27 protein-coding genes are annotated in these 24135 nt (G+C 31.3%); 17 read left to right on the plus strand and 10 right to left on the minus strand.

Going from position 1 to position 24135, the window contains the following annotated elements; genetic code table 11:
• Positions 1-2 precede the first annotated feature (2 nt).
• The 6 genes from GM3709_RS03250 to GM3709_RS03265 all read right to left on the minus strand — a co-directional run bounded on the left by GM3709_RS03250 (position 3) and on the right by GM3709_RS03265 (position 5492).
• Positions 3-905: an SIR2 family protein gene (locus tag GM3709_RS03250; RefSeq protein WP_066116247.1), complete on the minus strand. Its 903-nt coding sequence runs from the start codon at positions 903-905 to the stop codon at positions 3-5.
• A 7-nt stretch (positions 906-912) separates the two neighbouring features.
• Positions 913-4131: a type ISP restriction/modification enzyme gene (locus GM3709_RS03255; RefSeq protein WP_066116249.1), complete on the minus strand. Its 3219-nt coding sequence runs from the start codon at positions 4129-4131 to the stop codon at positions 913-915.
• 10 nt (positions 4132-4141) lie between these two features.
• Positions 4142-4621 carry a hypothetical protein gene (locus GM3709_RS03260; protein ID WP_066116250.1) on the minus strand — a complete coding sequence of 160 codons (480 nt, stop codon included), beginning with the start codon at positions 4619-4621 and terminating at the stop codon, positions 4142-4144.
• A gap of 119 nt (positions 4622-4740) precedes the next feature.
• Positions 4741-4881 (minus strand): ribbon-helix-helix domain-containing protein, encoded by a 141-nt coding sequence (locus tag GM3709_RS18905; RefSeq protein ID WP_071828006.1) that lies wholly within the window; start codon positions 4879-4881, stop codon positions 4741-4743.
• Positions 4882-4963: 82 nt separating this feature from the next.
• On the minus strand, positions 4964-5152 hold the full coding sequence (locus GM3709_RS20035; protein WP_144439397.1) for a hypothetical protein: 189 nt from the start codon (positions 5150-5152) through the stop codon (positions 4964-4966).
• Positions 5145-5492 carry a hypothetical protein gene (locus GM3709_RS03265; RefSeq protein ID WP_066116252.1) on the minus strand — a complete coding sequence of 116 codons (348 nt, stop codon included), beginning with the start codon at positions 5490-5492 and terminating at the stop codon, positions 5145-5147. Before GM3709_RS03265 ends, GM3709_RS20035 begins: the two co-directional genes overlap by 8 nt.
• Before the next feature lie 399 nt (positions 5493-5891).
• Here GM3709_RS03265 and GM3709_RS03275 point away from each other — a divergent pair, with 399 nt between their 5' ends.
• The 8 genes from GM3709_RS03275 to GM3709_RS03305 are packed head-to-tail and all read left to right on the plus strand — an operon-like array spanning position 5892 to position 13659.
• Positions 5892-8738 (plus strand): protein kinase domain-containing protein, encoded by a 2847-nt coding sequence (locus GM3709_RS03275; RefSeq protein ID WP_066116256.1) that lies wholly within the window; start codon positions 5892-5894, stop codon positions 8736-8738.
• Between the two features lie 2 nt (positions 8739-8740).
• On the plus strand, positions 8741-10255 hold the full coding sequence (locus tag GM3709_RS03280; protein ID WP_066116258.1) for a sensor histidine kinase KdpD: 1515 nt from the start codon (positions 8741-8743) through the stop codon (positions 10253-10255).
• Positions 10256-11215: a response regulator gene (locus GM3709_RS03285; protein WP_066116260.1), complete on the plus strand. Its 960-nt coding sequence runs from the start codon at positions 10256-10258 to the stop codon at positions 11213-11215. It begins immediately after the preceding gene.
• Positions 11216-11225: 10 nt separating this feature from the next.
• On the plus strand, positions 11226-12161 hold the full coding sequence (locus GM3709_RS03290) for a 5'-nucleotidase, lipoprotein e(P4) family (protein ID WP_066116262.1): 936 nt from the start codon (positions 11226-11228) through the stop codon (positions 12159-12161).
• 2 nt (positions 12162-12163) lie between these two features.
• Positions 12164-12406 (plus strand): DNA-binding transcriptional regulator, encoded by a 243-nt coding sequence (locus GM3709_RS03295; protein WP_066116264.1) that lies wholly within the window; start codon positions 12164-12166, stop codon positions 12404-12406.
• A gap of 19 nt (positions 12407-12425) precedes the next feature.
• The gene (locus tag GM3709_RS20650) at positions 12426-12602 is read left to right on the plus strand and encodes a hypothetical protein (protein WP_173645697.1); all 177 of its coding nucleotides are present in this window, start codon (positions 12426-12428) and stop codon (positions 12600-12602) included.
• Positions 12603-12623: 21 nt separating this feature from the next.
• Positions 12624-13292 (plus strand): SDR family oxidoreductase, encoded by a 669-nt coding sequence (locus GM3709_RS03300; protein ID WP_066116266.1) that lies wholly within the window; start codon positions 12624-12626, stop codon positions 13290-13292.
• 19 nt (positions 13293-13311) lie between these two features.
• Positions 13312-13659 (plus strand): calcium-binding protein, encoded by a 348-nt coding sequence (locus GM3709_RS03305; protein ID WP_066116268.1) that lies wholly within the window; start codon positions 13312-13314, stop codon positions 13657-13659.
• On the opposite strand, the gene GM3709_RS03310 is transcribed toward GM3709_RS03305, so the two are convergent.
• Complete coding sequence (locus GM3709_RS03310; RefSeq protein ID WP_066116270.1) at positions 13656-13973, minus strand: hypothetical protein; 318 nt, start codon at positions 13971-13973, stop codon at positions 13656-13658. The two genes, GM3709_RS03305 and GM3709_RS03310, sit on opposite strands and share 4 nt — an antisense overlap.
• 198 nt (positions 13974-14171) lie before the next feature.
• Here GM3709_RS03310 and GM3709_RS03315 point away from each other — a divergent pair, with 198 nt between their 5' ends.
• Both GM3709_RS03315 and GM3709_RS03320 read left to right on the plus strand, forming a co-directional pair.
• Positions 14172-15191 carry a metal-dependent hydrolase gene (locus tag GM3709_RS03315; RefSeq protein ID WP_066116272.1) on the plus strand — a complete coding sequence of 340 codons (1020 nt, stop codon included), beginning with the start codon at positions 14172-14174 and terminating at the stop codon, positions 15189-15191.
• Between the two features lie 181 nt (positions 15192-15372).
• Positions 15373-15912, plus strand: coding sequence for a thermonuclease family protein (locus GM3709_RS03320; protein ID WP_066116274.1), 540 nt, complete (start codon positions 15373-15375; stop codon positions 15910-15912).
• Here GM3709_RS03320 and GM3709_RS03325 read toward each other — a convergent pair.
• Complete coding sequence (locus GM3709_RS03325; RefSeq protein WP_066116276.1) at positions 15906-16229, minus strand: hypothetical protein; 324 nt, start codon at positions 16227-16229, stop codon at positions 15906-15908. The genes GM3709_RS03320 and GM3709_RS03325 overlap by 7 nt on opposite strands.
• A gap of 101 nt (positions 16230-16330) precedes the next feature.
• Between GM3709_RS03325 and GM3709_RS03330 the strand changes: the two genes are divergently transcribed.
• The 3 genes from GM3709_RS03330 to GM3709_RS03340 all read left to right on the plus strand — a co-directional run bounded on the left by GM3709_RS03330 (position 16331) and on the right by GM3709_RS03340 (position 19399).
• Positions 16331-17437 carry an ATP-binding protein gene (locus tag GM3709_RS03330; protein ID WP_066116278.1) on the plus strand — a complete coding sequence of 369 codons (1107 nt, stop codon included), beginning with the start codon at positions 16331-16333 and terminating at the stop codon, positions 17435-17437.
• A gap of 137 nt (positions 17438-17574) precedes the next feature.
• Positions 17575-18315 (plus strand): hypothetical protein, encoded by a 741-nt coding sequence (locus GM3709_RS03335; RefSeq protein ID WP_066116280.1) that lies wholly within the window; start codon positions 17575-17577, stop codon positions 18313-18315.
• Positions 18305-19399, plus strand: coding sequence for a hypothetical protein (locus GM3709_RS03340; protein WP_144439398.1), 1095 nt, complete (start codon positions 18305-18307; stop codon positions 19397-19399). The genes GM3709_RS03335 and GM3709_RS03340 overlap by 11 nt, the downstream gene beginning before the upstream one ends.
• 120 nt (positions 19400-19519) lie before the next feature.
• On the opposite strand, the gene GM3709_RS03345 is transcribed toward GM3709_RS03340, so the two are convergent.
• Entirely contained in the window at positions 19520-19807 is a 288-nt protein-coding gene (locus GM3709_RS03345; RefSeq protein WP_066116284.1) for a thermonuclease family protein, read from the minus strand.
• A gap of 401 nt (positions 19808-20208) precedes the next feature.
• On the opposite strand from GM3709_RS03345, the gene GM3709_RS03355 reads away from it, so the two are divergent.
• From GM3709_RS03355 to GM3709_RS03365, 4 genes are read left to right on the plus strand one after another with little or no spacing between them, the layout of a single operon-like run.
• Positions 20209-20874: a hypothetical protein gene (locus GM3709_RS03355; protein WP_158506697.1), complete on the plus strand. Its 666-nt coding sequence runs from the start codon at positions 20209-20211 to the stop codon at positions 20872-20874.
• A 12-nt stretch (positions 20875-20886) separates the two neighbouring features.
• The gene (locus tag GM3709_RS20385; protein WP_158506698.1) at positions 20887-21039 is read left to right on the plus strand and encodes a hypothetical protein; all 153 of its coding nucleotides are present in this window, start codon (positions 20887-20889) and stop codon (positions 21037-21039) included.
• Positions 21020-21757 carry a hypothetical protein gene (locus GM3709_RS03360; RefSeq protein WP_066116290.1) on the plus strand — a complete coding sequence of 246 codons (738 nt, stop codon included), beginning with the start codon at positions 21020-21022 and terminating at the stop codon, positions 21755-21757. Before GM3709_RS20385 ends, GM3709_RS03360 begins: the two co-directional genes overlap by 20 nt.
• Before the next feature lie 27 nt (positions 21758-21784).
• Entirely contained in the window at positions 21785-23659 is a 1875-nt protein-coding gene (locus GM3709_RS03365; protein WP_066116292.1) for a hypothetical protein, read from the plus strand.
• Here GM3709_RS03365 and GM3709_RS03370 read toward each other — a convergent pair.
• Entirely contained in the window at positions 23656-24117 is a 462-nt protein-coding gene (locus GM3709_RS03370) for a prepilin-type N-terminal cleavage/methylation domain-containing protein (RefSeq protein ID WP_066116294.1), read from the minus strand. The genes GM3709_RS03365 and GM3709_RS03370 overlap by 4 nt on opposite strands.
• Positions 24118-24135: the final 18 nt, after the last annotated feature.

Here is a 24135-nt window from a genome sequence, read left to right on the forward strand (position 1 = left end):
CTTCACTTTAACCAATCTTTTAAATTAGGTGATTTTCCGTACTTTAAATTCCATAAAAACCATTCTATGGCTTTAGAATGTCTAATATTTGAGTCGTGGTACTTATCTTTAGGAAATAAGGACGATAAATCTATTGTAGTTATTTTTCTTTGTTTTAATACTCCTTTTTGATAGTCAGAAATATTTAAAATTCCACAAAGATAAATAGGAGGGCTGTATTCACCCAGATTACTTCTTACCCATTCTATCCAGTTTAAAAAATTAGGATCTTCTCCTGAAAAACCGATTAAACAGAAAGCATTTTCCATAATCGATTGTTGTACTAAGTTAACAAAAGGAGCAAATTTTCGGGGATATTCTTGATAATCTTTCTTAGTGAAAATAAATGGACGATAAGATTCAAAACTACCATGTAATTTGACAATTCTGGGCTTCATTCGCCCTGGAATATCAGAGGGATTATAAATGATCTCAAATTTTTTGTTAGGGACAAAAGTTCTTTCCAACAACGTGTCATAATTTGTAGTGAAAATATCAGACCAAGGTAATGATAATAATAACTTGTGTAGTTTACTAGGATCGTATTGTTTGTCTGGAATAGAATCAATTAAAAATTGTTCTAATTGTTGTCTGCCAAAAACATTCTCATATTGACTGGCTAATTCCAAAGCATCAAAATTATCTAAAACACTATCAGGTAAATGAGTTAAATTATCACGCATTTGTTTTTCTAAATCCCACCATGAAGGGAATTTAGTACTGACAGATGATGAAATCGGATCTGCATTGCGACTAAAACCTGCCCCCACCATAACGGAGGCTTGTCCAAATTCTCTACCACACCAAAGCCTTCTACGAATTTGTTCTACATGATGTTGATCTGAAAAAGTGATTTCTTTTGACATACTTTAATTACTCAATGGGAAAACTAGGGATTGTTTCATCAATCATCGTCATTAATTTAATAGTTTCTGAGAGGACAATTATAATCTTCTGATAATGAAGAATATCATCATCAGAAAGTGTCCTTCCTTTCCTATCTTTCAGCCATTTATGACATACTTGATAACCGCCAATATAAAAATTCCATACTTTCTCATTAATTCCTTCAAAACCTTCTTTTTTATTAATCATCACTACCCCATCAATATATTTAGGATAACCAGAAGCTACCGTTCGATCGCCCTTATCAATAAAAGTAGTGATTAACTTATCTAATTTAGGAGAAGTCATTAAGTGTAATTGTACTAACTGCTCTCCTAATGCTGATAATTCAGTGAATAATTGCTTATTACTGGTTAATGGCACTCTGGGAAAGTCTATCTTGAGAAACTCTGCATAACGACGGCGATAAGTAGGAGAATGAAAAACTGCATAAATGTAATAAAATATCGCTTCTGATGTCGGTAAATAACCTAGTTTTGATTTTATTTTATTAAGAAATTCTGGTGAGAAATTAGCCCTTTTTTCTTGTTGTAATTCTTGAGGTTTTTCTGTGTCTGGATAAAGATAAAGAGGAAATGTATAACCACGTTCTTTACTTTTATTAGAAATACAACTATCGTCAATTACATTATCAAAAACTAAAATATGTTTCCATTCATCGCTTATTATTTGTCGGCATAAATGAAATGCTATATTATTTCCAAATAACATATTTTTCATTGTTTCAAAACGCCAACGCCATAACAATTTATTACTAAAAATAGTAAATTTTATATCAAAAGGACGATAACTTATTTTGATAAAACTTTCAAAAAGTTTATTATGTTGTTCTATCAATTTTTTATTTTCAATTATCCACTTAGCATAATTTTTTCCTAAATTATATTTATTTTTTAATTCTATTTCTTTATAATTTTTTTGTAAAAAATCTATTAATCTATCTTCCAATATTTCTTTTTTTTCAGCGATAATAAAAGAATCTCCCATTGTTACAATTCCATTTGAGTATACTAGAAATATTTGATTAATCAATAACATTTTTTCATATTCTTCTCGTCCTGTTTCATCTCTGTCTATGAAAAAATAATATGGGTTAGAAAAACTTATTGATTTTAACATTGATGTTTTTAAACTTTGCTTTAGTAAAATGTTATATTTTAAGTCTCTTTCACCCCATAAATCACTATATTTTACTTGTCCTAATTCTGTTTTGTCTATATGATTTTTTATGAATAAATTTATTGATACTCCTTGTCTAATATCAAAAACATTTTTATCAGGAGTACCGTCGGGACAAATCTCTTGTCTGTTTGAATTTCCATGTAAATTTAAAACATTAATATCGTTAAATGTACTTAATAAATTCCAACGCATTCCTCTAAAAGTAGGATTATCTAAAAAAGTATGAGGATTAATAAAAGCTAAAATACCTTGTCCAGATTTATCAATTCGCCATTGAGAAAATCGAATAAATTTAACATAATCATCTTGTAACCAGTGTTTTCGTTCTCGAAAATGTTCACCATTAATATACTTATAATCTTCTATTAAATTAGTAATCCATTCATTATTGTTTTCTGAAATACCAGAGTAGGGAGGATTACCAATTATCACCATAATTGGCTCTTGTTTCTTAATCTTTGAACCAGCTTTTGCTTCCTCTGCAATTAATTCTTCCATATGGGGAATAGCAAGAGTTAATTGTTCCTTTTCTTCCCTTAATTTAATATCTTCTAAGGTGTTAATTAAATAAACTCCTAACCGTTTTCCACTGTTAAACTCATAGCCTGTTTCTTCTAAGAAAAGCCCTAATTTTAGATGACAAATTGAATAAGGAGCAACCAATAATTCAAAGCCAAATATTCTCGGTAATAATCTCTCAGTAACATAACCTGACCATGATTTATCTTCTAATCCTTCCGTCAATGCTTCTGGATTTTCTTGATACCTTTGATGAATTAACTGAAATATCCATAATAAAAATGTACCAGTACCACAAGCCGGGTCTAAAATCATTATTTCGGGATCAGCAATGCCCAATGGTTTATTAAACTTATCCTTAATCAATTCATCAACTGATCGAACCATGTAACTTACTACAGGCTCAGGGGTGTAATAAACACCTCGTCTTTCCCTCATTCTTGGTTTATAGGCTTTAAGGAAGTCTTCATAAAATCTGATGACAATATCCTCACGATTCATTTTGTTACGAAAATCAGCAAGGATAGCATCCATTTTCGCCGCCCTTAAAATAGCAAAGGCTTCGGTGATACAGTCGATTAATTCATCTCCTAATTCTTCAGGTTTTCGCTCTGAAATATCTTTAAATAACTGTCTCAGGAAAGGATTAGTTTCTGGTAGTTTATCCCATGCGCCTTGACGGTAAAAATCTAATTTAGGGTTTTTCACATAACTAAATACCCTTGCTGTAAATAAACCGTAGGCGATCGTTTGAGCGTAAATATCAGCAAAACTGTACTCTTTCTCATCATCAGAATTTAACTTGAGGTTAGGCAATAATTCCTTTTGAAAGCTCTTGAGTAATTTATGTAAATAACCGTCTTCTGTTTCTGAATGATAAACCGAGGGTATAACCTGTTCAATGCGTTGGGTAACGATCGCCAATTCTTCAGCTAATTCTTTAGCAGTAACAGCAGGTTTATAGAATATCCAATCTACTTGGGGAACAAAAGCAATAGGTTTTTCTATAATTTTATTAGCTATTACTAATTGTTCTAAATGTAGTCTTCCTAATCTAGCTAATAAATCAGCATCATCATAACTAAAAGATTGAATGCTACGTTGTCTTAATTTACTCTCAGTCGGTAAAATAAAAGCTGTCCTTCCGTTATCTGTTGAAGGAAATAAAAGGTACATTACAGGCTGATTTTCTGCGGTACTCTTGATATAATGCCCTCTAATTACTTTATCTTGTTCATCACTACTAAAAAACTGTTTTACCTCATTATCACTGGTTAACTCATTTAATTCTGGGTAAAAGGATACTGCAATGGGACAAGTATCTTCGGCATCGTTTTCAGCGTTGGCAGGACGTAAATACCAGAATCTACTTCCTTGAGGGTCTTTTTGATGGACAGGATAATTCAGTAACTGACACAGAGATTCTACTCTTTCTTGCTGAGTACCAGTAATAATCGATCGTAATTGAGTCTTTGTAATAGTCATTTTTTACCCCTTATTTTTTACGAATCATAATGCACTCATAACTAGCAGAAGAACTAAAAGAACTGGTGGCTCTACGACAATCGGTTGCTTTCCATCCTAATTGACCATATTTATTCATTTCTTCATCGAAGACATAATCAGAAGGAGATACTACTTGATATTCGTATTTTTCTGGGCTATTGATTTGACTGTTTAATTTATTTAATTCACTTAATTCACTTAATTGTTGAGAATTATTAGAGTTTAATATTTGTAATAAACTATATTGTTTATTGGCGTAAAATATATTAAATGCAATTCCTAAAATAAATAAACCAATAACAATAATTAAACTATTTTGTGTTCTGCTTATTTGTTTTTGTAATTCGTTGATATTGTTAGTGGAATTATCTTTCTGAATTTCTGTGAGTTTTTGATTAACTTTCTTGAGTTCATTTACTATTAGTAAATTATCCTGAGTACTATTAGAATTAGAGTCTTGTATATTCATATAATTAATTACATTCTTTATAAATCCTTCTATCTAGTTATCAGTGGGAAATCTCTTATTTATGCAGTAGCCTACAAAATTCTTTCTATACTTTATTTTGATGTGGAGGATCGAATAAATCATGTTTTCTGTAATGACTCAATGCCTTTTTCTACCAAATAGGCGGCAAGATTAGCAGTCGATCGCCCCTGAGACTTAGCCTGTTGTTGGAGGATTTCATGGACTTTATCAGTGAGGGTGAGATAAACTCGTTTGCTCATAAATACATAAATCTTAATTTAGTTCAGCATATGCTAATTAGCTTCAGTCTGTTACTATTAAGCTCTAAATAGTTACTTTTTGTTACAATCCATTAATCATAATATCGTAGCATTCAGACATAGTAGTAATTTCATTGTCGATAATGCAGATTTCTGTCAAGTTAGGGAAGTTAGGGGAGTCAGTGACGAGATAACGATCGACAATCAGTAAGCTAGAGATAATCAGGAAGTAACCCAACAATAGTTTGTAGAAATTGTGCCATTTATTCATAAACTGTACCGCACTGAGGACAATCCCATGATGTAGAATGTGAGGGGTAATGATAACCACAGTTTCCACACACACCAGTAAAAACAGGGTGATTATCCAATAACCATAACTGTCTCTCTATGCTTGGTTTATCTGGTAATTTAATCAACTCATCATCATAGTAAACATAACCTTCTGGACACCATTGTTCCTCATAGATATAGCTAGGGTCTAACCGATAATCAAGACAATCATCCTCCACTCCAGAAGGATGGACTACACACACTAGATGAGGACTATTACTATAAAACTGACAGCGATGCCAACGGCACACTGCGCACACACACTTATCTATTTTCATAGTGGTTGATGATGATAAGAATGATTCTAGTTTAGCATTGTAAATATTTACAGTAAAATCATTGATGGTAAAATATTCTATCTCTACTGATTGATGCCCATAATTAAACTATTTATTACTATCCTATTACTACTGAGTTTATTTATTCTTCCTGTGTCTGCCGAAGAAAGCAAAAAACCAGAAACAGAACCATTACCCACCTGTGTAAAAACTGACTGTGACTGCAAAGACTTTAAAACTCAGGAAGAAGTCCCGAGAGTTCTCGATACCTTCCATGATGATTGTTTTAAGATCGAGATAAAGATGGTATTGCTTATGAAAGCTTACTTTAAATAATTTTATATCACTCTTTATAAAGTTTGTGATAATCTGTTATCAATACATTTAGAGGAGTCGGTAATGTTAGAAATTAGTCCTAATTTTAGTTTTCTTACTGTGATAGACTTAGCGGAATTAGCTACTTTAGCAGAAAAATATTATCAGTCTGACGACCCCAATACATCCCTAATAAAATCTCGTCAATTTATCGAAGTTTGTGCTAAATATGTATCAGCTAAAATCGGTATTTATGAAGAGATAAAAAAAGAAAAATTAATTTATATTATTAATACACTTCATAAGGAAAAAGCTATTTATGATCGTATTTATTATTTATTTAATGATGTTAGAAAATTAGCTAATTCCGAGGTTCATATATCTCCTAAAAATTCTACTACGATTGAGAACAATAATAGTAATAAAGCTAATTCTAGTACGGCTTTAAGGTGTATTAAAAAGATTCATAAAATAGCGATTTGGTTTCATAAAGTATATTGTTTGGACCCAAAAAAACCTTTTCAAGAACCCACTTATATAGTTCCACCAGATCCAAATGATTTAATGAAACAATTACAGGAAAAAATAGAAGAATTAGATAGACAAAATGAAGAAATGAAGACTAAACAGGTTGAAGTTGAAATTAAACAACGTAAACTGGAACTGGAGAAAGAACAAGAAAATTTAGCTCACGAAAAAGAAGAAATTAATAACCGTATCGAGTCTAATAATTTAGACAAGGAATTAACCCGTATTTCTCAGGAAACTATTTTAAAACCAGAGGTTATACGATCAAATATAAAAAAAGCTGGGGAAATTGACTCACAGACAATTTTAGGTACAGGGGAAAATATAGAATCAGAAGAATCGAACAAATTAACAGAAGGACAAATATTACGTCATCATTACTTAATTGCTACTGAATTAAGCTCTGGTAGTTTCGGTACAACTTATATAGCTCATGATTTGGATCAACCCAATCAACCAATATGTGTCGTCAAACAATTTACCCCTCAACAATCCAGTGATGGTACATTCAGTAAAGCTCTTACCTTATTTAATCAAGAAGCTGAAACCTTACAAAAACTAGGTAATCATCTTGAAATACCTCGACTCTATGCTTTTTTTGAAGAAAATAATAATCTATTCCTAGTCCAAGAATACATAGAAGGAAATACATTAAGAGATGAATTAGATACTCCCTGGGAAGAAAAAGAGGTTATTCAATTACTCAAGGATATATTGACTCCTTTAGTTTTTATCCACCAGAACGAAATCATCCATAGAGACATTAAACCAGAAAATCTTATCCGTCGTGTAGTTGATAATAAAATAGGCGTAATTGATTTTGGAGCTGTTAAACAAGTTTTATTAGAAGAAAAGAATAAACAAGCGACAGTTATCGGGACAAAAAGTTATATGTCTCCTGAACAATATATGGGAACTATCAGCTATAGTTGTGATATTTATGCAGTAGGAGTAATTGCGATCGAGGCAATAACAGGAAGAAAAATACCAGAAGGATTATCCTCAAAACAATACTTAGAAGAAATTACCTTTATTAGTGATGGACTTAAACAAATTCTGTTGAAGATGACAGCATTTAGTCCAGAAAACCGTTACAGTTCTGCCCAAGAAGTATTAGATGCGATCGACATTTGGGAAAAACAAGATGATAAAACTCCCACAATCATTAATCCCCCGACTCCTATAATAGAAACTCCACCAGTAGATAAACCAAAGCCTGAACCACCTACCGTAACTCCACCAACACCAGTTCACTCTTGGTGGCAAACAATACCCAAATTATGGTTAATTGGAGGAGGAGTTGCTTCTGTTCTCCTTCTTGGCTTATTCATCAAATCATTACCTTACCTTACCAAAACTAAATTAGTTCAAATAGAATTGACGCTCGGTACTCTCTGGAAACCAGAAAACTTACAAGGTTTAATTGAACATGTTGAGGATAATTCTGTACCAGCTAATTATTTTGATTTCCTCAAAGGGGATAAAGTAAAAGTGTTAGCCAATGGAGACATAAGTATTCCTTACACTGAAGCCGAGAAAAGAATTGAAACCAAAGAGTGGGATATAGCTTTTGCGACTTCTCCTATCCTATCTATTTTTGCTAAAGACCAAGGCTATACCCATTTAGCAGGAATGTTCCCCGGTTCTACCCATTATCAAAGTGGATTTTTCGTTAGGGCTAATAGTCCAATTCAATCACTTAATAATATCAATTCCAATACTAGAGTTGCTTTAGGCGGATTTAACTCTGCTTCTAGCTTCTACTTACCTGTTTATGACCTCTATGGTAAAACTATTACTGCTGATACAGGGAATCGTAGTCAAACTATTATCGAATTGGTTAAAGAAGGAAAAGCTGATGTTGGAGTGGCGGCGATCGGTGATTCCATTAAGAAAGATGATTCTGATTTTAGGATTATTCATGTTAGTCGGGACATCCCTGGTTCGGCTGTTTATGCTTCTCCTAGTCTCTCCCAAAAAGATCGTGATAATATCCAAAAACTAATGCTGAGTGCATCTCCTGAAGTGCAGGAAAAAGCTAACTATGGTGAAAAACCAGAAGCTGATTATACTGAGTTCAGAAAAATAATTACTAGAGTACAAGAAATATTAGTTTGTAGTGACTTCACTCAAAATCCTGTCACCCTTGCTTGTACTGGAAATATTCAAACTATTCAAGGCAAAATTAATGGCGTGTCCATCGAAGGGGATAACTTTATTCTCAAAGTATCTGGTGACGGACAAATCCATAATATATTAATTCCTGTCAAGATGACTACAGAACTTTTTGGTAGTGATAAATTGACTGATATACAAGGGAAGTCAGTCATAGTTAAGAGTAATCAAATTAGTGGTAATAGTCTGAAAATAAATCAAAGTGAACAAGTTAAAGTATCTGAATAGTTATGGAATTAACAATTAACAAAATTAAGAGAATATCATTAATAACTATTACTGTAATCGTATCTACTCTTTTATTAAATTATTCTAATTATAAGAGATATTATATTAGTATTTTTGCTATTCAAACAGTAGATTTTAATATCTTATCTCATATTTTACCGGCCAAATTATCTTTATTATTAATTAATAATAATCAACAAGAAATAGATAAAATTATTAACAGTAATTATGGATTATTTGGCATGGTTATTACTGATTGTAAAACAGATAAATTAGATTGTCCAGAACAAACAGTTTTATTTAGTACAAAATCATGGTATCAACAATATCATTTACAGGATTTGAATAATAGGCATTTTGATTTTTTAAGAAATCCACCACCATTATTAACAGAACAATTTTATCGACGAATTTCTTCTAAAGAAACCGAATTAACTGGACAAAATAATCAAGGAGAAATAATAGGCAGAGTTTATTATGTTCGCCGTCAATTTCCTAGTTTTTGGACGACTCAATTAGCATGGATAAAAAAACCTTTTTCTTTTCAAGATGTTAAACTTTTATATACTCTAACTTTTACAGTTATTACATTAATTGGTATTTTAGTCTATTTTATTTTAGACAGAATAGAAATTAATAATTTTCTTAAAGAAGAAAAATACAAGAGCAAATTATTAGAGACAGAAAATGAGTTATTAAGATATAGAAATTTTAATAATGCTTTTGAACAGATTATTGAACAGGATTTTTCTTCAGTTATTGCTAATAAGTTACAAGAACTTGATAGTTTATTAAAAAATATTTTACTTCGGATTAATTCTGATGCTAATAATATTATTCATGATATTTATAAAGCACCATTATTATTTAATGCTGATTCAATTCCTAAATATATTAAAGAAATAGAAAATAATAGAGAACAATTTAATATTTCTGATGAATTAATAGACTTATTAAAAAACCTAAATAATACTATCAAAACCTTGAAATGGGTAGTAGAAGAATTAAGAGGAATTAGCAGAATCCAAAGTGAAGCAACTCTTATACAAGAACAAATAAAATATTTTCAAAAAAATTTACCCCCTAGCATCCAAGATTGGCAAATAGAATTTATTTATCCTGATACTGATTTATGGATTGACTGTAATCCTTGGCATCTAAGAAGCATTATTAAAAATGCCCTTTATAATTCTAGTTCGGCAATGAAAAAGTATAGACGTCAATTAAAAAAAGAAAAAGTTAACTTCAGCGGAAAAATTAAAGTGGAATGTAAACAAGAAAATAATTTAGCGATCGTGCAGATAGAAGATAATGGTTCAGGCATTCCCGAAGATATTATTACTCGCCTCTATGAAACGCCAGAAAGACTGAATCAAACAGCAGGTAATTTGAGCGGGAATGGTAGCATTATTGTTTCCGCCTACTTATCACTACATAACGGTAAAGTAAAAAAGCAAAATCTTAACCAAGGTGCGAGGGTTAGTTTCATTTTTCCATTAATAAAACAGGAGGCATAAATGGCACATATACTAATAGTTGATGATGAAGCTCATATTAGATCAGAGTGGCGAACTCGACTAATACAAGAAAATCATACTTTTCAGGAAGCTGATGGTATTGATGAAGCTGTAGAAGCGATCAATAATAGCCAAGAACAAGAACCATTTGATTTAATCCTTTTAGACCATAGTTTAGGAGAAGAACTAGGTTTAGATTTACTTGATGAAGTAGGCAAAGATTATCTTCAGTATAGGGTATTAGTAATTACTGGACATGGCACAACATCATTAGCCAGAGAGTATGCTTCTATTGGTGCTATTGGACATTTAATAAAACCAGTCTCCGAAGCACAATTTAACACAGCAATCGCATCGGCATTAGAGAGAAGAAAGATTCAAGTAGAGGAAAAAGAAGATTGGGAGTCAGCTTATGCCGTCTTAGAAAATCTTGGTATTTTTGAGTCGATCGAAGTATTAAAATCCGATAGTACAAAAGCTCAGGAACAATATGAGATTTTAAAATCAACTTATGACCAACTATTAGATGATTTAAAGTTGGCGGGTGGTCAAGAGTATGCGATAGCGAATGCTTATGAAAAAGCTACTCAAACTCTTAATGATTCTGATGGTAGTGTTGAGGGTATTATCCCGTTTTTAACCAAGTTTAAGGTTACTAAATCTTTTTGGTCAGATGTCAAAACTATATTTAAGAAAAGCCGTCTTTATTTCTTTGTTTTACAAAGTTATTTACTAAGAATTGCAGAAAATCCTTTAGCTTACCGTATTAAACATTTAGCTGGAGGAGCTGATGGTCATTATGAATATCGTATTGGTAGTGAATTTCGTTTATATTTTAGAAAGGAAGCTGATGATATTATTTTAGAAAGATTTGCCAATAAAAATATACAACCTGAGATTATTAAATTCTTAAATAATACTCACGAAACTGCTTTCAATTCAGAACAATTAATCAATTAATTAACCTATTATGAAAAAAATATTTTATCCTTTACTAGCCCTTTCTTTTCTCTCTGGCACGATCGTCCATCGTTTACCTTCGATCGCTTTCAATGAACAATCAAATGTTAGCCAAGAGCAATTAAATGATCAAGCATTATTAGGACTTAATTGGGTACAACAATCAGGGGAATACAGGGCATTAGCGTATCAAGCCTTTAACATAGCTAAAATGGCTTTTGATTCTGCTAAAAAAGAGCGAATAGAGAATCCTACAGTAATAGTTGATTTAGACGAGACAATCCTTGATAACAGTCCTTACCAAGCTAGTTTAATTGATACTAATGAGGGATTCAGCAGTAAATCATGGAATCAATGGATATTAGCAGAAGAAACATTGGCAGTACCAGGAGCAGTAGAATTTATCAATTATGTTAATACTAATGGTGGTAAAGTATTTTTCGTTTCTAACCGTAATGAAAGTACTACTAAAGATTCTGCTAACAATGACCTTGAATTAGCTACCATGAGGAATATGGAGAAATTAGGTTTTCAAGGGGTGACAGAAGAAACCCTGTTACTGAAAGGAGAATTTACTAATGATGGTAATACGGCGAAACAATGGCGCATGGAAGCCGTCACCAATAAAGAAGCTGATGGAGTTAAACGTAATATAGTTATCTTCATGGGCGATAACCTTAATGATTTCTCAGAAATTGATAAAAATAGTAACCAAGTCAGAAAGGAATTTGTCGATCGAACTCAATTACAATACGGTTTATTTACTGTGAATTCTGAGGGATTTAAACCAGCTTATATTGTGTTACCTAATCCTATGTATGGTGATTGGGAAAATGGATTATATGATGCTAAAAGATTTGGGAAAAATAGCATTTGGGATTTAAACCCAGAACAAAAAACGATCTTGAGGAAAGAATCGTTAATAAAATGGGATAATAATAAATAATTATGGATATAACGCAATTAAAACAACCAGTAATAGGAGATGTAATTAAAGCCTTGAGACTAGAATTAAAACTATCTCAAGAAAAATTTGCTAGTCTTTTGGGAATTTCTTTTGTTTCCCTTAATCGTTGGGAAAATCATAAAACTATGCCCTCTTATTTAGCCCTACAAATAATTAATTTACATTTAGAAAAATTAGATGATAAAAGTTCACAATTAATTAAAAAAACATTATCTATTTTGTAATTAATTACCATAATATCTTATGGGAAAATCAATAAAATCTAAACATTGTTATTATTGTAATAATTTAGTATTAATTCGTTATCGTATTCAATATGATGATAGTAAAAAATGGGTAATGGTTTGTCCAAATTGTTGGGAATTATTAGCTAGAGATAACAAATTTTATCGATATGGTGGTACTTGGAAAGCTAAATAAATTATTGCATAAACAAACATTATGTATAAAACTATAGTTATAACAGGAGTCAGCAAAGGTTTAGGACGTGCTTTAACAGAGAAGTTTATCAGTTTAGGTCATACTATCATCGGTTGTTCTCGTTCTCAAGATTCGATCGAGTATTTACAGCAAAAATATCCTCAACATTATTTTAGTGTTCTCGATGTATCCGATGATGAACAAGTAAAAACATGGGTTGAATCTTTTGTTAATGTTCCTAATTTGGTTATTAATAATGCGGCGCTAATAAACAATCCAGCCCCGTTATGGAAGATTAGTGCTGAAGATTTCTCCTATCTCATCGATGTCAATATCAAAGGTACTGCTAATGTTATTCGTCATGTTGTACCCTTAATGATAAAACAAAAACAAGGAATTATTGTTAACCTTAGTTCTGGTTGGGGGAGATCGACTTCTCCTGAAGTAGCTCCTTATTGTGCTTCTAAATGGGCAATAGAAGGATTAACTAAAGCATTAGCTCAGGAATTACCGTCTGGCATGGCAACAGTTGCTGTTAACCCTGGTATCATTCATACTGATATGTTAAATATTTGTTTTGGAGAAGAAGCATCTTTTTATACTCCGATTAATGAGTGGGTAAAACAAGCTCTACCATTCTTACTGAAATTGTCCACAAAAAATAATGGACAGTCATTAACTGTTAGCTAACTAAAATTATTGAACTAATATGAGTCGTATTCCAGAAGATTCAACGAGAGAAGAACGTATTGACTTTCAGATTGTAGTTGATGCTTATGATGACGAAGAAAGGAGGATGGGATGGTATTACTATCTACAAGATAATCTCAATTTTCCTTTCTCTGCTAAGTGGTTAAACGGAAAAGATAGAGATGTTACAGTGGTTGACTTATCACCAGAAGATGATTGTTTAGATAATATGTTTGTAGAAGTAGAATATGATGATGACCAATTTTCTGTACAACTAGAGGATATTGAACCAATTGATGTCGATGAGGTTACTCAAACTGCTATTGATGATTGGAAATATTGGGTAGAAAGAGGTTATGAATTTTAACTAGATGTTTTATTAACAAGAATCTGGTAAACCTGTTCGGGGTCATCAGGAGTGATAACAGGTTTTGTTAATTCTCCCTCATCAATAATGATTAATTTATCTTTCCATGGACGTTTAATATCCAAGTTTAACCAATACTCAAACGAACCACCCCATATTCTGGTTTTACCGCTCCACCATGTCATTTGTTGTGTGCTGACCCGACTTATCTTTTTGTAAGGGATACGCTTATCTCCAAACGGAAAATAGTAATAAAGAATAGTTAAAGCATCATCGTCACAAATAATATATTCATCTTCATATAAAATAGTCATGGGTTACTCTATGTTTAAAGTGACATTAAAGATAGCTTTTCTTCTCCTGTTAGCTTTAATTTACCATTACTGATACTGTAAATATTTACATTCAACATATAGGTCACAAATTAATAAATATAAAAAACCAGAATATTAATAGCTAAATATAATTAATTAATAGTAACATTAATTCAGTATTGTTGATTTACTTTAATAATGAAAGCTATATCTCACTCATTAACTGGTGTAATTGCTACCTCTTTCCTTATTTCTACTAATCCTATTTACCTCTCCATTGCATCCATTGTTGCCTTATTGCCTGATTGTGATACTTCTACCAGTACTTTGGGAAGAGTTTATCCCTTTAAGTTTCTGGCGAAATGGATAGAGAAAAGGTATCCTCATCGATCGATTACTCACAGCTTCCTTATTACAGGATTAATTATTTTATTGTCATCTCCATTAATTTTGATTAATCCAATTTTATGGAAAACTATATGCTTATCCTATTTCGTGGGATGGTTTGGAGATGTTTTCACTAAATCTGGTGTTTGTGCCTTTTATCCTTCTCAAGCAAGATTAATTATCCCCGGTAATCCCCGTCTCAGATTATCTACTAATTCACCTGCAGAATATTGGTTAATTTCCCTTTTTGTTATTATCCTTATAATTTCTTTTTATCTTAATAATTTTGGGTCAATTACCAATGCTTTTAATAATTTTCTTAGGTTACCATCAGGTGCAATCGAACAAATTAGAAAAGATATTTCTGATAGTTTAATAACGATTAATATTAAAGGTTATCACACAATTACTAAGGAAAAAATTAATGATGATTTTGAGGTTATAGAGTTACTTACTTCTACTGATTTTTTAGGAAAAAAAGATAATGTTTTTTATAGAATTGGTACATCAGCAAATGTTAATATAAATGTATCATCAATGAAAATTATTAACCAAAAACCTATTAATATTAGAAGTACAGAGATTACTATAGATGATGATTACATTACAGAATATTTGGAAGAATTTAGTGATAGTGCTTTTATTACTGGTAACTTATTTACAGAAGATTGGGAAGATTTAATAATACCGAATAGAGCAGATATTTTTAATCCAATAGTTTTAAATATTGGTGGTAATTTATTCTTACAATCAGCACAAGTAAAGGAAGTTAAACAGTATCTTGATGATGCTTTTGTAACTGGTACAATAATTGTTAGAGAACTGGAATAATTTACTATAAGTTAATATTAATATCTATGGAAAATTATAAATAATATTGATAGTAAAAAAGGGGTATGACTAAAAAAAATTAACTATTTAAAACATCGAATAATTATCTTTGGTTAGTTGTACATACTTATTGAATTTTTCATTGATATATAATAATTGAGAGAATTAATTACTCTCAAACATGAAAATCTTTAAAATCCTGTTAATTATAAGTTCCCTAATTCTCTTTTCTTGTGGTCAATCAGAAGTAAAGAATACGATAGTATCTAATAATCTGACAACTATTAAATATCCTTTATACAAAGTAAAGCAAGGTAGTATATATGACGGTGATACACTCCGAGTCATTAGTAATAATCAAGAGTTAAAAATTCGTTTTGCGTGTATTGATACTAGAGAAATAAAACAAGATGGTGGTATTGAAGATCGAGATTTTCTTCGTTCTCTTTTAGCTAAAAATAATAATCAAGTAATGGTTCATATTACTGACGAAGATAAATATGGTCGAAGTGTTGCGGAACTATTTTTACCTAATGGTAAATTAGTACAAGAGATTCAGGCAAGAGCTGGACAAGCATTTCCTTATCCTCTTTATAAACAAGATTGTCCTAATTGGTCTAAAGTGGAACAAGCTGGATTAAGCGCTAAGAAAGAAAGATTAGGAGTTTGGAGTACGAATAATCCTGAGTATCCTTGGAATTGGCGAAGAAAAAATCAATGAGAATTGATAGTATTTTCTTGAATACCAAATTTAACAGCTGATAATTCTTCCCTTAATTCATTTTGTTTTTGCTGTAATTTGTAAACAGGAGAAAAATAAAACAATATCGACTGTAATTTATTGATTAATGGATTAGATGAATAATTCAATGGAGGATACTCTTTTATCTTATTTTCGATCGCTTCTATTTTTTTTTCCAATAATTGCACTTCTGGACTGTTGATAACGGCATTTTCTACTATCTCATCTAATTCCTGTGATAATACTCTTAAAGGGATTAAATTTATGATCATCAATAAAATGATTACTTTTTTCATTGTTTAAGATTATAAACCTATCTTTTTCTATAATAACTATAAAGGTGTTTTTACTCTTTCCTCAGCACAAAAACAATTAAGGAAAAAATTATTATCTTTCAATGCAATCACCGCCAATTAAATTAAGAACAAATAATGATTTAATTTCTGTTAATTCTTTAATATCTTCTGGTATCAAGTTGGGTCATAATTGCTACTGGAATCCCGAAAGTTTACCTAATCAACATATTGTAACTATCGGCAGTAGTGGCAGTGGCAAAACTCAAACCTTAAAGGCGATCGCCCACTCCACCCATCAATATTATCCTACTGTAAATATTTACATCATTGATTTTCACGGAGACCAAGAAATAGAAGGAGAAACTTATGTACCATTACACATGAGTAGTAAGTATGGAATAAATCCGTTAATCATTAACCCAGATCCTGAAGGTGGGGGAAGTAATATACAATCATTGATAGTTACCACAACCATTAAACAGACATTACAGTTAGGTTCAGTACAGGAAGGTAAATTATTATTATTGCTGAAAGAACTGTATCAATTACATGGTATTTATCAAAATGATTTAACAACATGGAGTAAAGAACCGCCCAATTTCCTAGATTTAGAGGAATTGATTCGGAAGTTAGCAGAAAGTGGCGATAAAGATGCCCAAAAATTAGAATTAAAATTAGAGGCAACTTTTCAGTATGGAATCTTTAGCCGTCCTCAATTACCGTTACTCTCTGGTGGTGGACTACTCAGAATTGACCTCTCTAAATTACCATCATATATTGGAGCTATAGCTGGTGAATCATTTGCTAATCAGTTATTAGTAAATCATAAGTTAATGGGTGAAGCTGAAGGATTAAGAACATTTATTATTATTGATGAAGCGAAAGAAATGCCAAAGAAAGATTATTCTGCTTTATCAAGAATTATGGCAGATGGTAGAAAATTTGGACTTGGTTTAATCGTTGCCAGTCAGTCGGAAAGACATTTATCTGCTGATGTTATCGGTAATAGTGCCACCAAGATTGTGTTACCAGTTGATCAAACTGAGGTAAAGAAAGTTAGCAATAAATTTAGGTTTGCCGAGGCTAAAGTTTCTAACCTTCAACCCTTACACGCATTAATTAGAATGGGTAAAGATGCGATCGAATCTCCGATTATTCCTTATTATCAAAGAATAAACGATGAAAATACTCCATCTAATATCTGTTAAAGAAATTTATAAATTATGCCCTAATCAATGGGTTAATGTTTATTTATTAGATAGTAATACAGCAGAATATATGATACTTGTCAAATTAAATATCTTGATTTAGATGATGATGATGAATTTTATGGATTAGAACTATTATGAATACTACTACGGCTAATATTCCAGCACCAGAAATCAAAAGAAAAGATAAAAACCAAGAACAAATAGAAAGAGTAAAAGAAGTTTACGAATTACTTTGGTATGCAGAAGAACAACACGGATTAATTACTTATATTGATTTAGCTAATTATGTGTATGAAAAAACTGGTAAAAAAATCAGTAATCGTGTTATTCAACGATATAAAATAGATCGTAGTGCTCAATTAAAAGCCTGTGGTATCCTCATTGCGGAAAAAAAATTAATCATTAAATATCTTGATAATCCTAAACTATTATATCCTGAATTATTAATTAAGATTAAGGCATTAAAACCTAATAAAGTAACTAAAAGATATATTAATATATTATCATGGATTGTTTCAATTATTATCGTTACTATTGGTTATTTTAGTTATAATTATTATATTAATTTATCTACTCAAAAAGATAAAATGGCTGTTTATAATGAGACTAAAATATCTTTAAATAATGATTATACTATATCTATTCTAAATGATATTAATAAGCCTTACTCTATTATTTCTGGTTATTTATTTATTGATGATTTAGAAGATATAAAAAACATTAATTTAATGCCAAAAGGTATTATAATAGATACAGAAAAACAGTTAATAAATATTGATGATGTACCGATGAATCAATTAATTTCTTTCCTAAATGGTACTTATAGTAAAGGTCAATTAGTTATAAAAGAAATAGAAAATGAAAATGAAATTTAACCCTTTTATATCTTCTGTTTTTCAGAAAATAATTATACTTTCTAGTATTTTAATAACATCATCTACAGTAATAGCAATTGCTCAGGATAATTCACCATCAATTATTGTGGAAGAGGACGAAAATCAACCAAAACGATTAAAAATAGATATTTCAGTCAGTGACCCTTTAGATATAAAAGTAAGAGAAGGACAAGTTATCAAAAAAGGAGAAGTAATAAGTGATAAAACACAACAACGTAAACAATTAGAACTACAATTAAAAAATACTAAATTAGCCTTAGCAAATATAAAAAATTCCATTATTTTACAACCGATTGAACCGCAACCAGTACCACCGCAACAGAATTTACCATCAGCGAATTTTGTTGAAGAAGAAACGACAGTACAATCAGCAGAATTGGAATATCAACAAGCTCAAAGAACCCTGTCGATCGCATTAGAGAATGATCCGTTGATAGCAGTAAAGGGAAAAATTCAAAGAAATCAAAGTAAGGTAGAACAAGGTAAGAGAGAATTAAGCAACCAAATAGAAAAAACAGGAATAATCGGTAATTTGAAGAATTTACCACCCGAAGTCTTGACCCATGAGCAACAAAAAATTAAACAGAAAGAATCAGAGTTAACCCAACAACAAGCAGAATATGATCTAGTACAAGCCGAACTTAATCAACTAAAAGAAAATCGTAAATTAGAATTGCAATCACTACAAGATAAAGTTTCGACCGCCAGAGCAAAATTAGAATTATCCCAAGCTAAATTACAGAAAGCTAAAAACGATCGAGCCTTATTAGAATATAATCACAGTATAACGGTAACAAGAAGAATAGAAGAAGCGAATCAAGCCCAGATAGCATACAATCGACAAATGCAAGAATACCAACAACAGGTAAGAGATAAAGAATTTAAGGTAACACAATTAACGGATAGTATAGGTAATATAGAGGATAAACTGAAACAAATAGCCGTAGTTACTTCCCCTTATTCAGGAACAATTAGAAAAATTAAATATGAAAAACAAGTCGATAATTCTATTAGGGTTACTATTACTCTTTCTACCGTTAACAACTCAGGCACAGGAAATTAATCTAACAGAGGATAAAGAGAAAGCTGTTGAGGAAATAACTGAGAAAGAGGAAATAACTGAAAAAATAACAGAGGAATCAATGGACGAAGAAATTGAAGAATCTCAGGAAATTGAATCAGATTAATTTTTTCTCTTTCTATATTCCCAAGGTTTTTCTATTCCTTTACTGTAAATATTTACACCCCTATCAATAGCGATCGATTCGGCAGACATTATTTTATCCCACACCGGACAATCTTGAGAATACGGGTAATAAGGAAACGCCCATCCTTCCTTTACCTGTTTTTCCTGCACAATTTCACCATTCGGTAAATAAACTACTGATACTTTTCTACTATATTTATCTGTAGTAATAATATCTAACTTTACCTCATTATTATTTTCTGGTAATAACGATGCCAAAGGCACAGGGAAGCTGCACGCAGATAATCTCTTGATTCAATTCCTAACAATTGATCTCGTTCTAAAGCATCTATACAGGCAAATCTTACTTTTAGTTCTTCACCATTACTATCTATTACTCTCATTGTATTGCCATCATATACACTCCCTTGTCTTATTTAATAAATTTCTTTGATATTGCTTATATTTTCTTTGATATTGATTATATTTTTATTATCTTTATTTAATTCTTTAAAATTGCTTATATTTTCTTTACTTTTTTCTATATTTTCTTTAGTATTGATTGCATAGAAGTCTTGTTTATTATAGTTTTGAGTAATATTATAAATCAAAGATATTATTAAGATAATTAAATAAAAAGATTGTAAAAAATGAAGATTATTTATTATTATATATAAGAAAATAATGTGATATTTTATTCTAACATCATGAAAAAACAAGGTATTTTAGCTCTCCTTTCTCTCCTTGCTTTTACCCCCGCAGTTTTTGCCAATGAAATCGCAGTAAAAGAGGATAATGGCGATATTTATTTAAGCGGTTTACCTAGTTATCAATCTATTCAAGCCGTCTATAACGGTATTCCTAAAGTACAGAAGAAAACATCTAATGAATGTGGATTCATCAAGTTAACAAGTAGTACTTCCACCCCCATTAATTTATCCTCAGACTCTATTACCTTTAACAGTAATAGCTACGCACTAGGTTCAGTTCCTGTTTCCAGTGCTTTAACTTGTTCTAATGGAGTTCTTGGTGGTACAGTTAGCGGTATTGTTCAAAAAGATGGTAATGCAGTTTATATTACTGGTTTATCTCCCTATACTGATTATCAAGTAGGATTTAACAATATCCCTGTAACTCGTTCTATCAAAGCTAATACTTGCGGTATTGCCAAATTATCGAACACTGATACCTACAATAATTCAGCAGGTACGATCGTAATAAAAAATAGAGAGACAGGAGTAACTATCGGAACATTACCAGCATTTGCAAGTATTCCAGAAGCTGGTGGTCCGGTCTGCCGCCGAGGAACAGGATTTTTCCCTGTCGGTTTCCCTACTAGCAGTAATTTTTAGAAGGTATCAGAAATGATCAATAAGCTAAGTTTTACCCTATTATTTTTAGCTCTTAACTTATTTTGTGTTTCTGTTAATGGACAAACTGTAATAGAAGCAGATACCTCAACAGTAAATAATCCACCATCACAAACAGGAGGAAGCAGTGGGAAACCTTCGAGATAAGGGATTAAATTTGTTAATTTTAGCGATTAATTTTTTGTTTCCTAATATTGTAATGGCTTTTCCTGAAGTAATTGGAGTAAAAGATGATGTGGTTTATTTTAAAGGATTAAACCCTTCATCAAACTATGAAGCTGTGCAACCAAAATTTGTCGCAGAAAGAAAAGTAACAGCTGATGACTGCGGAATTATTAGCCTTAATCGTACCGATCGTTACCCTATTTTTGCCAGAGGAAACTACAATGATGTTTACCTTAAAGAAATAGATTATTGGTATTGGTGGACAAATTACAATAATTCTTCGGATTATCCGATGCTTAAGTGTTCCAAGTCAGGGGAAAATTTTATTGTCATAGGGAACATATGGGAATCGATAGATGGTACGGGGAATATGAGTATGACAGTGCATGAGGATAAGGTAAAAATTTATCATCCTCAATTAATTCGACCGAATCAACGGGTTACAGTGCAATGGTTTGGGGAATGGGATGGTACAAATTACTCAGGTACTAATAAAATTAACAAAATCAAAGCAGATGCTTGTGGATTAGCCAAATTATCTATTAAAGATTTTAAAGCTAGAGCGACTGCATGGATTCCTAATCAATTTAATTTTTCTTTACAACAAAATAACAATAATATCCTTAGTTTTGACCCTGTAACCACAGAAATCTCTACCGTTCCTTTTTGTAAGAATGGTGTTTTATTTGAACCCCGATAACTGTAAATATTTACAACGAGAAAATTAATGACTATTCGCCCCCCTCGTACTCCTACTGCTACCAATGACCAAGATAGAACTTTAGGTAATTTATTAGCTTATCAACCTATCAATAATATTCTTGGTAGTGTTAATAATAATGATAAAGATACCTATACTTTTACTCTAACTGAATCCGTTGCCCTAGACCTCAATTATACTGGTGCAAATGTTACCTATACTATTTATCGTATTAATCAAACAGGGGCAGGAAGTAGTGGTGGAAGTCAGGGTAAAATTCTCGTAAAAACAGGATTAACTGCGGATGATTGGCAAAATCTAAATTTATCCTCTGGCAATTATGAGATAGTTTTTTCAACAGCTTCTACATCATTTATTAATTTCTCCTTTAATCTTAGTGCATTACCTTATTCAACCTGGATGGATGATAACGATAATCAATCTTTTCAAGTTGATCAGATATGGTCAGGGTGGCGAGAATTTATTGGTCAGGGCGATTTATCTGATATTCACACGATTAATTTTAATGAAGGTTATCGTCTCCAAATAGTTAATTCTACTGCTAACCTTAACCTTACCCTCAAAAATAATGATGGTTCAATTTTTGCTCAAATCAACAATATTGAGGGTGATTATGAATGGATTTTACCTTCTAATTCTACTGCTAAAACTTTGGAAATTACCTCTAACTCCGATGGCTATTATTCGATGGCACTATTTGAAGATTATAATTATAGTCCTAATCCTACTACGGGTTTATCCCTAGACTGGGATAATTCTAACCTTGATGTAAATGAGTCTACCCAATCGATCGAATTAACTAATTCATGGGGATGGATATATGACGCTGTAAATGAATGGGACGAAATCGATACTTATAGAATAACTCCTGACAGTACAGGATATTATATTATTAGTACAATTCAAAGAGAAAGCGACGCAATATTTTCGATCGTAGATCCGGTAACGAATGAGCAGATATGGCAAACGGATAAAACATCTTATTATTATGAAAGTTCCAGCGAGTTTGAACGAATCGAATTAAGTAGTCTGTTAGAGGGTGGAAAAGAGTATATTTTTAAGGTAACAGATAAAAGTAATAGTTATCACGATGATTATTATGAGGTATTATTTCACAAAGATATTTGGAGAGATAATTATTTCAATATATCCCCTGAATATGCTTTCGACCTAACTAATTATGAAGGAATGGAATTAAGAGATATAAATGGTTGGGGTAATGTTAGTAGAAATTATAATGGAGTTTATTACACAGAATACTATATAGATTATTTTACGATCGATTTTGAAGGTGGATTATTAGAATTAAATTTACAACAAATCAATTCATTTAATAACCATATTGCTTTAAATATTCTTGATGAAAATAATAACTATATAGGCAGTACGGCAGATTCAAAAATCTTTAAATTATCGACAGGAACTTATCAAATATTAATTAGTCCGGGGGGAACAACCATAGGAGATGTTGGCATAAACTACAATTTATCATGGAATAATTTAGGGGAAGCACCCCAACAATTACCTGATATTTATGAGACCAACGATTGGGATAATCCTTATGATTTAACTGATTTATTAACCGGAGGGCAATTTACTGTTAATGCCAACTTAAATAATGATGATGATGATTTTTATAAAATTACTAATACAAATTATACACAACTAAATCTTGATTTATTATTCAATGTTCCCGATGGTGATTATTTTATCGAAATCTATGATACTAATTTAGATTATATTACTGGTTATTATGATAATAATTATAGTAATAATATCAATTTATCGATCGAACAAGGAGATTATTATATCGGGGTTTATTATAATGAACAAACTTTTTTTGAAGATAATAATTATCAATTATCTATCGATTTATCTTAATAGCTATTATTATCGTATTTTAAATTTTCTGTATTGATACATTCTCCATTTTCTATTATTCCTGTCCTCATAATTCCCAATGTTCCCCACATTGCACAATATTTTGTATTATTTTTTGTACTTTCTACTATCAATATCTCGCTATCTTCGGGCAATATTCCTTCAAAATTAAAGTCTAAAGTAATATTATTTACCACCACATGATCTCTAATTTCTGGAAATTCAATATAGCAGTTTCCACCGTCTGGTTGTATAGCAGTAAATGGATTTGTTGTTACTCTACAGCCCTGTGATCGTTTATTTCCTAATTCTTGAGCTAATCTAATTTGAGAGATTAAAGTGTTGAAATCTTCTTTTAATTCTCTTTCTGATCTATTTAAGGAAGCGACCCCGACCGATACTAAAATTCCTACAATAACGATTGAAATTACTACTTCAAATAAAGTAAATCCTTTCATAATTAGAAAACTAAATAC

It is taken from the genome of Geminocystis sp. NIES-3709, from assembly GCF_001548115.1.
Taxonomy (GTDB): domain Bacteria; phylum Cyanobacteriota; class Cyanobacteriia; order Cyanobacteriales; family Cyanobacteriaceae; genus Geminocystis.